Genomic DNA, 11,749 nt, shown 5'->3' on the forward strand with positions numbered 1-11,749 from the left:
AAAACACACTCCTCAGTAAGCTTCTGGTAGGTAAATCCAATAATATATGAATCTTTAGAACTAATTCACCTCCTAATCAATAGGATAATAATACCATGCAAATTCATAAAAACAAGATTAATAGACTATGATTTTACAAAAAAGTTGTTATCCTGAATTGATTTCAATTCTTATTATCTAAATAATTTCGCAATAAAGACAAAACGAACCTACCGAAACAAATATTTTCGGTAGGTTCGTTTTTAACTAAATTTATATATTCTAGGCTCCGAATCTCTGACGATAACCGCACTTTCGACACAACTCTTCCACAGCTTCCCGCTTGGAGAAACCATATACCAGATTGTTCGCTCGCTCACCCTCAATAATCTCCGAGAATGACTTCTCGTGCACATTACCCAAGTTAATTACACCCTCGCCATCGAGACAGCATGGAACCACCGTTCCATCTACAAGCACAGCTGCCTGACCACGCAATGCATGGCAGAAGCCTTTGCCGTCATCTTCAGGTGCATCCAGACTTGGCCACTGGAACTCATGGTCCTGATTCAGATATACATTCGGGGCAATTTTGACCCCACTGCCTGGAACTACTTTTTCCTCAATGCGGAAGTCCAGATTGAACTCACGTTCCAACACTTCAAGGGTCTCCCGATTTCGATTCATCTGAGCATTTGTGAAGTTATCCTGCGTCAGATTCCACAGTCGGAATGAGATGATGACATTGTGCTTAACGGCCTCGTGTACAAAGGACAAAATATGACGCAGGTATCCGTCACGGTCTGTTGAACCTTCATGCCCATCGAAGCTGTGCAGGGAGAAATTCATCTGCCGCAGCGCCGGTTTGCCAAGCAATTTATGCTGAGTCTTGGGCAAGAGTGTACCATTGGTTGTAATGTTCACCTTGAGTCCCTTCTCATGTGCGGAATCAAGCAACAGATCTATTTTGGGATGCAACAAGGGTTCGCCTTTGACATGTAGATAAATATGATTGGTATGTGGTTTAACTTGTTCCAGTATATTGTTGAAGACTTCAGGGTCAATGAATCCTTTGGCACGCTGCGTCTGCGGACAGAAGCTGCAAGCCAGATTGCAGATACTCGTGATCTCAATATATACTTTTTTGAACGTTTTCAACTCGGGTCCCCATTCTGCCTAGGAGGGAGAACAATCCCACCTGCATTTTGTGATCCGGCCTATACGGGCCATCCCTATTATATCGGGTTCATGAGCCGAGGTAAATTGTTCAGTTATCATGCTGCCTCTTTACAGTTCATGTTCAAGTGATATATGCTGAACACACAACTGCATATCTTGTACATTTGCACTAGGGGAGCCTTGCGGCTGAGACGAATATGACTATTCGGACCCTTTGAACCTGATCTGGATCATACCAGCGGAGGGAAGTGGAGCGGCCTTTTAGTAAGCGGAATTTTCTCAATGTATGTGAAGATAAATTGCGGATTTAACTTACAGACCCACTCATTTCTCCGGAAATGGGTGGGTCTTTTTTGTTCCTTTTGCAGAGTACAGGATGCCGTTGTTATTCCAGCAGTCTGACATCAAGGGGGTGAGGATCAGATGAGCAACCATGTAACCATTGAGAACGTTAGCTTCGCTTTTCCCGAAAAAAAAGATTCACCCGTGCTCTCCAATGTGTCGCTTCAGGTTCAACAAGGAGAATTTGTCTCGCTCATTGGCTCCAGCGGATCAGGTAAAAGCACGCTCTTCAAGCTGCTCGCAGGCTTGCACGAGCCAACCGGCGGCACCATCGATATTGCTGATGTACCGCAAGGACAACGGCTCGGACGAGTCGCCTATATGCCGCAGAAAGATCTGCTGTTATCCTGGCGTACCGTCATGGAGAACTGCCTGCTGCCTGCCGAGCTGGCACCAGGCCGACAGGACAAGGACAAACTACGAGCCGATATCATCGCTGGATTGGCAAGGTTCGGCTTGTCCGGTTATGAGCAGGCCTATCCGGATGAGTTATCCGGCGGCATGCGGCAGCGGGTGGCACTGCTGCGTACCTTGCTTACAGGCGGGCAGCTCATGTTGCTGGATGAACCCTTCGGTGCACTCGACGCTTTAACCAAACGAGAAATGCATCGCTGGTTGTTGGAGCTGTGGAAGGACTTTGGACAAACCGTGCTGTTCATTACACATGACATCGAGGAAGCCCTGCTGTTAAGTGACCGTATCATTCTGTTAACTCCAGGAGGGCAAGGTCAGCAGTTACGGGAGATAACGGTTCCTTTACCACGCCCAAGGCATTCGGACATGATCTACGAACCGGCTCTCGTGCAGATGAGGCAACAACTGGAGGAACAATTGCATGCAAAATGATAGAGCTGAGGTTAGCGTCTGGACGTGGTGTTTTAAGTGGCTCTCGAGGTCGTTTTCCCAATATGGTTTGTTTATTGTGCTCATGTTCTTATTACTGGCGATCTGGGAAGTGATTGTGCGTATGGGATGGGTGCCCTCCTTCATCATTCCTGCACCCACGGCCATCATAGGCTCACTGGTTGATCATCGTCATCTGCTGTTGACCATCCATCTGCCTGCTACCTTTATGGAGGTTATTGTTGGTTTTGTCTTGTCCATAGTGACTGGAATTACGCTGGCAACAGGCATGCATATGAACCGATCGATTGAAAAGGCCTTCTATCCCTTCATCGTGATCAGTCAGACCATACCGCTGATTGCCTTGTCTCCCGTATTTATCTTGTGGTTTGGTTACACGTTGTGGAGCAAAGTCGCCGTGGTGTTCCTAATCGCATTCTTCCCCATTGTGGTCAGTACCTACGATGGACTCCGCCATGGCGATCCGGAGCAGCGTGAACTGCTGCTCACCATGGGCGCCAGCAAATGGGATATTTTTTGCAAACTCCAGGTTCCGCTGGCACTTCCCTCTTTTTTCTCGGGGTTAAAGATGTCCGTGGTGTACTGCGTGGTTGGGGCAACGATTGGCGAATGGCTTGGTGGCAGCAAAGGTCTCGGCTACTTCAGCCGCCGCATGTCCAGCAACATGAACACGGATGCGATGTTTGCCGCTATTGTGCTGTTATCCCTGCTTGGGATCGTTTTGTTTGTACTGATTGCCTGGCTGGAGAAACGGTTTAGCATACGGCGGCATGGACATGGAGGCAAAAGAAAAGTTGGATAATACTTAGACAGAAATTAGATGTAAATACAGAAGTTACAATCTTCAGAACATACCTTATGCACAAATTCAGCAGCATCTTCAATCAGTTCACTGTCACGTTGTCGTTAACATGCTGCTGTCCATTTTCTACAAATCAAAACGATGAAATGAGGACCTTCATTTATGAATAACAAAGGTATATACTCCCTGCTTCCCATCATGCTCATTAGCCTTTTGCTGATCGTTAGCGGATGCAGCACCACGAATACCAGCAAAAACACGCCAACAACAGACGCTGCAACCAATGCACAACAAACAGGCAAGTCTGCAACCGAAACAGCATCTGACACCAAAGATAAACTGTCCATTATGCTCGACTGGTACCCGAATGCAGTACACTCCTTCATCTACGTTGCTCAAGAAAAAGGATACTTTGCAGATCAAGGTCTCGATGTCGAAATTCAGATGCCTGCGGATACCAATGATTCACTCAAACTTGTTGCTGCTGGAAAAATTGATCTGGCTCTAAGCTACCAGCCCCAAATTTTGCTCGCTCGTGGTGAGAACATTCCTGTACGTTCCATTGCTGCTGTTGTTCGCCACCCGCTTGTGCATCTGTTGACCGAAGCAAATGGCAACGTGAGCTCACCCAAAGACCTTGAAGGAAAGACTGTTGGTTATTCCTCAATTCCCCTGTATGAAGCGATGGTGCGTACGATGATCAGCCACGATGGTGGCAATCCCGACAACATGAATCTGGTCGACGTTGGGTTCGATCTGATTCCTTCGCTGGCTTCTGGACAGGCGGATGCAATTATGGGTGGTTTTATTAACCATGAGCAACTGATTCTGGAGAAAGAAGGACATGCCATGAAATCCATTAACCCCGTCGATTATGGTGTGCCTGATTATTATGAATTGGTCCTGACCGCGAGTGAAGCTGGCATTGAAGCAAAAAAAGACCAACTTACCCGGTTCGTCAAAGCGGTCCAGGAAGGACAGAAACATGTAACGGAGCATCCAGATGAAGCCTTGAATATTCTGCTCGCTCATGAGAATGAAACGTCTCCGCTTGACCCGGAGATTGAAACCAAAAGTCTGGCTATTTTACTGCCATTTATGAATGAAGATGGTCAGATGTTTGGTCGGCAGGAAATGGAGTCCTGGGAGAATGTACGCGCATGGCTCGTTGAACAGGATTTGATTCCTGAATCGGTGAAAGCCGAGGATGCTTTTATTAATCTGCAAGGAGAGTAAGTAAAAGAGAGCAAAGTGAATGAAGGAAAAGTGAATGAAGGAAAAGTGAATGAACGCAAGGGGATTGAAAGCAAAGTTAGCAAAAACGTGAGGATCGGATGCATGAAGGTTTGCGAAATGGAATTGGCCTGTAGCAAGCATCCGAGGATCAGAATTTATAACAATCCTAAGTGGCTTGATGTGCATCTGGGCAGCTTGATATGCGTTTTGGTGGCTTGATATGCGTTTGGGTAGCTTGTTGATATGTATTTGGTAATGTAAATTTGCGCCTATCTTCAAGCCTACCATGAGCTGAATCGCGCCCTAATATGCCCAGAGTAGAACATGGAGCGAGCGCTAACGAATCTGAGGCGCCCTATTCAAGGATTTGGAGCGGTTGAAGAAATCTAAGGAACCTGAGACATATTATATCGGAAAAAATAGCAATTTATAGTGTTTCGGTCAGGGGAATTTGGGAAATAACGTGTCCTGTGTTCCTTACATTTCATAAGGAGGATCTGACAGCCATATAAGACGTCCTGTGTTCTTTAGAAACATCGTGTGACCTTCGCGCCCCGATCAGTCGGGTATCGACATCCTGGGCTTTAGGACTCTCTTTGAACGCTAACGTCCATCACCGTATCGCTTGCCTGAGTTTGCAGACATACCATGGCTCCACTTTCTTTATTCTGTCTTTTATACTGTTTCGTTTTTTACTGTTTCGTATTTGTACTGTTGCTTTTCGCGAATTTACATTTTATACGGATCCACCTTTTAGCTGTTTCAATCAAGGCTGGATATAGATCAAAATGATTCAATTTGTCTATATCCATTTACAAAAATCCATTTTTAGGGAGTTATGAAATTGTTTTAGATTTTACGTTTCTGCTTTTCCCGTATTAATGCATCTGGCTGTAGTTATACTTGCGCCCCTACTCAACAAGGAGACTCATATCCTATTATTCTGCTGAGTTACTCCAGATATCGGACTTCTGCCGATGGGGTTAATTCAAAACAAGGAGGAAATTATATGTCTTATCTGGAACGTGTTCGTACGCAAAATCCGCTGGTACACAATATCACCAACCTTGTCGTGGCTCCCTTCACAGCCAATGGCCTGCTTGCACTAGGTGCGTCCCCGTTTATGGCCTATGCTCATGAAGAAGTCGCTGATGTCGCCAAGATGTCAGGAGCTGTAGTACTCAACATTGGTACTCTCGATGACAAAGTCGTTCAGGCGATCCGTCTGGCAGGCCAATCGGCTAATGCGCATCACGTGCCTGTGGTGCTTGATCCGGTTGGAGCTGGCGCAACCACCTATCGCACGGAAACCGTGCAGATGCTCATTCGTGAACTTCGTCTCACAGTACTGCGCGGCAATGTGGCGGAGGTCGCCAATGTCATCGGTGAGAGTTGGAGTATCAAAGGTGTGGATGCAGGATCAGGTGAGGGCGACCGAATCGGCATTGCGGAGCGGGCAGCGCAACAACTTGGCAGTGTCGTGGTCATTACCGGAAAAGAAGATATCATTACTGATGGACAATCCACATTCCTCACAAGTAATGGACATGCCCTGCTCACTCAGGTCACGGGTGCAGGTTGTCTGCTAAGTTCGGTGATTGGTGCTTTTACAGCCATAGCGGAATCAGGAGCCGATCTTCTAGGCAGTGTTGTTGAAGCGCTTGCGTTTTATGGTATAGCAGCTGAACTGGCGGCAGAGCGGACAGCTCATCAGGGGCCGGGCAGCTTCCAGATTGAATTGTTGAATCAACTGGCACAAGTAACACCAGACCTCTTGGCAGAACGCGCACAGATCCATCAGATACGTGGAGGTGCAATATGAGCATTGCTCAAGCGCTAACCATTGCAGGCTCTGATAACGGGGGCGGCGCAGGCATTCAGGCCGATCTGAAAACGTTCCAGGAACTTGGGGTATACGGCATGACCGTTATCACGGCTATTGCTGCCCAAAATACCACAGGTGTGCAGGGCGTTTTTCCCATCCCTTACGATGGCATTGCCCAGCAATTGGACTCGACCGGCGAAGACTTTCAACCAATCGCAACGAAGACCGGCATGTTATATAGTGCCGAGATTATTCGTCTAGTGGCTGAGAAATGGCAGCAATACCGTTGGTCAAATCTGGTCATCGACCCTGTGATGGTAGCCAAAGGTGGCGCCCCCCTTCTCCAGCAGGAAGCTGTACAGGCGTTGGTTACGGAGCTGTTGCCCCATGCCCTGATCACAACACCTAATATTCCGGAAGCGGAATTGCTTACCGAGATGTCTATCACGAATCTGAATCAGCGGGAAGAAGCCGCAAGACAGATTGTACAGATGGGCTCAACGTATGCTTTGGTCAAAGGTGGTCATGATGAAGGAAGTGGCATGATCGTGGATGTGCTCTACGATGGGCAGTCTTTTCATTATCTGGAGAATGTTCGTGTGGTAACACGTCATACACACGGAACAGGGTGTACATACTCTGCTGCCATCACCGCAGAGTTAGCCAAGGGTTCACCTGTTCTGGCTGCCGTTACGACCGCGCGAGCATTCATTCAGGCGGCCATCGAAGATGAGCTGGGGATTGGGGCCGGACATGGGCCGACAAATCATTTTGCGTATCAGCGCAGACAGCGGGGTGAGCAGTGATGCGCCCTTGGGATGCAGAAGCAGTACGACGCGCGATGCAGGTGTATTTGGTGATGGGCAGCGTTAATACAACGCAAGACCCTGTGGAAGTGCTGCGCCAGGCCATTGCTGGCGGCATCACGCTGTTCCAGTTCCGTGAAAAGGGAACTGGCGCCCTGGCTCACGAAGCTCGCATCACGCTTGCGATGCGGCTTCGTGAGGTGTGCAGCCAGCACGGGGTGCCGTTCATCGTGAACGATGATGTGGAGCTGGCTGTAGCGGTGGAGGCCGACGGCGTGCATGTCGGCCAGGAAGATGCGGACGCGGCGCTGGTACGCGCCCGCATTGGAGATGGGCGGATGCTTGGCGTATCCGCCCACTCCGTGGATGAGGCGCGCCGTGCGGTGCAGGCGGGCGCCGACTATCTTGGCGTCGGGCCCATATACCCGACGCGCTCCAAAGCGGATGCCCATGCTGTGCTGGGCCCCGCAGGGGTGGCAGAACTGCGCGCCGCAGGCATCGCAGTTCCGGTTGTGGGTATCGGCGGCATTACGCCCGATACCACGGCCGCCGTGATGGCGGCTGGAGCCGACGGCGTAGCCGTCATCTCCGCCATCGCGGGCGCGGCCGATGTGCGCGCAGCGGCTGCGCAGTTCGCTGCGGCAGTGCGCGGGATGCAGGCGTAGCCCTGCTCTCCCTGCACTGCCAGCCCCGTGGGCTGCACCGCATACATGGTGCAGCCCACCAACCGCTCACGCTCCTCTCCATAACAGAGGAGCCTCCAAACACCTGCGGCGCGGCAGCAACCCATGTCTCCGACATAGAAGCACAGCCGCCCCCCTCTAGTGACTGAATGATACAATAATTTCATCACATCTATTCACATCCAGTCACCAATCCATAATCAAGATGCAGCCTCCATGCTTGCATCTTGTTTTTTCATTTTCAACGGTTGACTCTCACGTAACGTGACACTGTACAATCGGTGTTGTAAGGAGGTTTCACACATGGCCATGAAGGTAAAGGAAGTTGCCGAACTTGCCTCGATCAGTGTGCGCACACTGCATCACTATGATGAGATCGGACTATTAACCCCGGACGAAGTGAATTCTGCCGGGTATCGATTATATTCAGATGCCAACCTGGAACGGTTGCAGCAGATTTTGTTTTTCAAGGAACTCGGCTTCTCTCTGAAGGAGATCAAAAACATTATCACCAACCCCTCCTTCGATCCAGAAGAAGCACTAAATATGCACCGACTTATTTTGCTGGAGAAGCGCCAACGCTTGGACCAGATGATTGCTACTATTGATAGAACAGTTCTACACGTGAGAGGAGAAATTAAAATGACAGCCAAAGAACAATTCGAAGGATTTGATTTTAGCCAGAATCCGTATGAACAGGAAGCGCGTGAACGGTGGGGAGACCATGCCGTTGATCAGGCAAACCAGAAGCTGCACAGTAAATCAACCACGGATCAGAAAGCTCTATCCGATCAAATGAACGAAATCTACAAACATCTGGCTTCACTTCGTCACACAGAACCAGCATCTGCGGAGGCACAGGCAGGCATCAAAGAGTGGTACACTTGGCTAAACCAAATGGGAAGCTACTCACCTGAGGCCTTTAGAGGACTTGGTCAGATGTACGTAGACGATGAACGCTTCACTCGTAATATTGATCAGTTTGGCGATGGATTGGCAGTATTCATGCGAGATGCCATGGCTGTATTTGCTGACCAAAACAAATAATATAGCCCTGTCTTCAACTTCATACAGTATTATTCAACTCTCATTGCCGTAAGATATGCGCTTTAAACGATAATCTGGAACTTAGAGCTCTGTCCTCTAGTGGTAAAAGTAATCTCTCATCATCAGCTTTATAGCTGTAAATGACCATTCGGATATTTGAACCTACCTCCTGGGGTGAACATATCTTTCTTGTAATTATCCTTATGAACATGCTGGATATATACTAGGGTTACGTCGTGGTAAGTAATTTTAATCGATCCGAGTTATTACATCGGTTATGAGCCATTTCCCGCCTACTGCCCAGTGGATACACAAAAGGGACGTACACCCTAAGGCGTATCGTCCCTTTTATGTATGCAAGTAACTCAGCCGCAATGTGAACATGCCTAACTGCTGCTCACTCTGAGTACTTTATAAATATCTTTTAAAGCAGATGCTCTATACTACGTTTTTCTTCTGCTACCAGTCCTTCGATATAACCTTTTCACAAGTGCTTAGGATGATGAGCATTAAGTTTCTTCTATCAAACGTTCTTCATTTTACTGCCAAGCGTCCACCGTCCATCCGATTAAGCTCTTGGCGCGTGATCCGATGAAGATGCATCCGTAGCTAAACTGGTTCTCGCCATCCGGCCAGGAATCTGCCATGCAGATACAATTGCAAGCACGATGAATAACAAATCAATCGGTTGACTGAAGTAGTCCTGGAAGGTTTCCACAAACGCACTGATCATCTCGCTATCAAACACGAGTTCCATCACGCCTACATCACCAAACAGTTCGGAAGTAAAATAAACCACCGTCAGATATTTCCCCAGCAGAATGCCGACGAGCGCAAAAAGTACGGCAATGACTTTATGCACCGTCGCAATTCGTTTATTGGAGAACAACACAACTGCGTAGCCCGTGAGCGCCCCAATCAAAATCGCAATTAATCCCACCTCATACTCGGTCATTGCGGCAATAGCTGCCCATACGATGCCTCCCAGAATGGCTGCAATTAAGCCACCAATGATCGGCATACCGATTTTAACTCCTTGTTTCTCTTCCACGTTGTCTTTCCCTCCTGAGTCATGCATATGCTTCTTTTCCAGAATTCACCTTTCCTATGAAACCACAAAAAGACCTATTATTCAACATTTTTCTACTTTTGGTGACCATGTATTTATATAATAGAAAAGATATATTAAGCATCCATTTCCTTATACGCTCGAATATATCCTTTTAGTTTTGTCCACAAACATCTCATAATCATTCCCTTGGCACATAAAAAAACATCCCTTCAACAGCATAATAGCCGTAGAAGGGACGTTGTCCGTATCTATATCATAGATATAACCTCTGTAATCCAGAAAACTATATTGGAAAACTCGCTCTATCTTATCTTTGCACTTCCTTGGAAGACTGAATGACAGCTGCAATCTGTGCCAAAATGGCATCCACCGATGCCGGATCATGCACATCATACTCATCAATGTTCAGACGCAGCACAGGGCAAGCCGTAAATTGATCAATCCACACGGAATAGCGCTCGTGCATGTGCTCCCAGTACGAACGGTCCGTTTGGATTTCCATCTCGCGTCCACGTTCCGTAATACGGTTTAAAATTGAAGGCAGACTGCCTTCCAGATAGATCAGCACGTCTGGATGTGGGAAATACGGTGTCATTACCATCGCTTCAAACAAACTGCTGTATGTCTCGAAATCTGTAGCAGACATGGTTCCTTGATCTGCATGCATTTGTGCAAAAATGCCCGTATCTTCATAGATGGAACGATCCTGTACGAATCCCCCACCTAGTTCAAAAATCTTTTTCTGTTCCTTGAAGCGCTCTGCCAGGAAATAAATCTGCAGATGGAAGCTCCAACGCTCAAAGTCATGATAGAACTTCTCCAAATATGGATTATGATCAACTTGCTCCAGAGAAGTCTTGAAATTCAAACGCTGTGCAAGCGCAGCTGTTAACGTGGATTTACCCACTCCAACCGTACCTGCTACCGTAATTAATGCATTCGTTGGAATGCCATAGTTATTCATATGATATACTCCTTTACCTGATTAACAATTTGCCTGAAGTGTTCAGGATGTTCCACAAAGTCGAGTTGCTCTGCATTGACCTTAATGATTACTGGTGGATTTGAGCTATTCGCCAGATAATCCATGCCTGTTTTGTAATCAGCGATCAATTGTTCCATATATGCCGGGTCCATATCCTGCTCAAATGAGCGCCCACGCTTGTTAATGCGGTACATCAACGTATCGAGTTCAGCTTCAATATAGAGCACCAGATTGGGCTTTGGCAGATCATCTGTTAACAGATGATAAATTTGACGATATTTATCCCGTTTCGTTCCCTTTAAGGTACGATCGGCAAAAATCATGTTTTTATAGATATGATAGTCTGAAATAACTGGGGTATTCTGCTCTACATAATGAGCGCCCGTGTCTTCCAGCTGTTTAAACCGATTACACAGAAAAAACATTTCTAATTGGAAACTCCACTCGTCGATATCCTGATAAAAGGAAGCCAGAAATGGATTCTCTTCTACGATTTCTTTAACTAACGGAAGATTCAATTCATGGGAAAGCATCGTTGCCAGCGTTGTTTTCCCCGCTCCGATCGGACCTTCCACGGCAATAAACGGGGCTGATTTCATCGTGTTCACTGTTCCTCCTCGTACTTATGCGTGTTTCCGTTTTCTATATAGACCTCACCTATTGTATCACAGCTTTAAGGATTGGAACGCCAGTATTTTATGTATATAACAAGTCAAATCAGAACTAATGAATTACATAAAATGAATTACATTGAAATAAAAAAGACACACTCGATATCATCAAGTGTGTCTTCCTGTTGCTTGGCGGCGTCCTACTCTCCCAGGACCCTGCGGTCCAAGTACCATCGGCGCTAGAGGGCTTAACGGTCGTGTTCGGGATGGGTACGTGTGGAACCCCTCCGCCATCGCCACCAAACGCGTAGCTTACAT

The 11,749-nt window shown here is 47.3% G+C and carries 11 protein-coding genes, 1 rRNA gene and 1 riboswitch; of the genes, 7 read left to right on the forward strand and 5 right to left on the reverse strand.

What is annotated here, in order from left to right; all coding sequences use genetic code 11:
- Positions 1-261: 261 nt before the first annotated feature.
- Complete coding sequence (locus tag NSQ38_RS00455) at positions 262-1,137, reverse strand: radical SAM/SPASM domain-containing protein (protein ID WP_338591071.1); 876 nt, start codon at positions 1,135-1,137, stop codon at positions 262-264.
- A 182-nt stretch (positions 1,138-1,319) separates the two neighbouring features.
- Positions 1,320-1,422, forward strand: a riboswitch (TPP riboswitch).
- 159 nt (positions 1,423-1,581) lie between these two features.
- Here NSQ38_RS00455 and NSQ38_RS00460 point away from each other — a divergent pair.
- The 7 genes from NSQ38_RS00460 (at position 1,582) to NSQ38_RS00490 (ending at position 8,763) form a co-directional block, all read left to right on the forward strand.
- Positions 1,582-2,346, forward strand: coding sequence for an ABC transporter ATP-binding protein (locus NSQ38_RS00460; protein WP_339786146.1), 765 nt, complete (start codon positions 1,582-1,584; stop codon positions 2,344-2,346).
- On the forward strand, positions 2,336-3,166 hold the full coding sequence (locus NSQ38_RS00465; RefSeq protein WP_339786148.1) for an ABC transporter permease: 831 nt from the start codon (positions 2,336-2,338) through the stop codon (positions 3,164-3,166). Before NSQ38_RS00460 ends, NSQ38_RS00465 begins: the two co-directional genes overlap by 11 nt.
- A gap of 162 nt (positions 3,167-3,328) precedes the next feature.
- Positions 3,329-4,402: an ABC transporter substrate-binding protein gene (locus tag NSQ38_RS00470; protein WP_339786150.1), complete on the forward strand. Its 1,074-nt coding sequence runs from the start codon at positions 3,329-3,331 to the stop codon at positions 4,400-4,402.
- A 1,009-nt stretch (positions 4,403-5,411) separates the two neighbouring features.
- Positions 5,412-6,224, forward strand: a complete 813-nt coding sequence (gene thiM, locus NSQ38_RS00475; protein WP_339786152.1) for a hydroxyethylthiazole kinase — start codon at positions 5,412-5,414, stop codon at positions 6,222-6,224.
- Positions 6,221-7,033 (forward strand): bifunctional hydroxymethylpyrimidine kinase/phosphomethylpyrimidine kinase, encoded by an 813-nt coding sequence (thiD, locus tag NSQ38_RS00480; RefSeq protein WP_339786154.1) that lies wholly within the window; start codon positions 6,221-6,223, stop codon positions 7,031-7,033. Before thiM ends, thiD begins: the two co-directional genes overlap by 4 nt.
- Positions 7,033-7,698 (forward strand): thiamine phosphate synthase, encoded by a 666-nt coding sequence (gene thiE, locus NSQ38_RS00485; RefSeq protein ID WP_339786155.1) that lies wholly within the window; start codon positions 7,033-7,035, stop codon positions 7,696-7,698. The genes thiD and thiE overlap by 1 nt, the downstream gene beginning before the upstream one ends.
- A 321-nt stretch (positions 7,699-8,019) precedes the next feature.
- Positions 8,020-8,763, forward strand: coding sequence for a MerR family transcriptional regulator (locus NSQ38_RS00490; RefSeq protein WP_339786157.1), 744 nt, complete (start codon positions 8,020-8,022; stop codon positions 8,761-8,763).
- Between the two features lie 568 nt (positions 8,764-9,331).
- Here NSQ38_RS00490 and NSQ38_RS00495 read toward each other — a convergent pair.
- The 4 genes from NSQ38_RS00495 to rrf form a co-directional block, all read right to left on the reverse strand.
- Entirely contained in the window at positions 9,332-9,814 is a 483-nt protein-coding gene (locus NSQ38_RS00495; RefSeq protein WP_339786159.1) for a hypothetical protein, read from the reverse strand.
- 328 nt (positions 9,815-10,142) lie between these two features.
- Positions 10,143-10,799: a deoxynucleoside kinase gene (locus NSQ38_RS00500; RefSeq protein WP_339786161.1), complete on the reverse strand. Its 657-nt coding sequence runs from the start codon at positions 10,797-10,799 to the stop codon at positions 10,143-10,145.
- Entirely contained in the window at positions 10,796-11,419 is a 624-nt protein-coding gene (locus NSQ38_RS00505; protein WP_017690540.1) for a deoxynucleoside kinase, read from the reverse strand. Before NSQ38_RS00505 ends, NSQ38_RS00500 begins: the two co-directional genes overlap by 4 nt.
- Positions 11,420-11,618: 199 nt before the next feature.
- A 5S ribosomal RNA gene (gene rrf / locus NSQ38_RS00510) occupies positions 11,619-11,735 on the reverse strand.
- Positions 11,736-11,749 lie beyond the last annotated feature (14 nt).

The sequence above is a fragment of the Paenibacillus sp. FSL R7-0313 genome (genome assembly GCF_037969885.1).
Taxonomy (GTDB): domain Bacteria; phylum Bacillota; class Bacilli; order Paenibacillales; family Paenibacillaceae; genus Paenibacillus.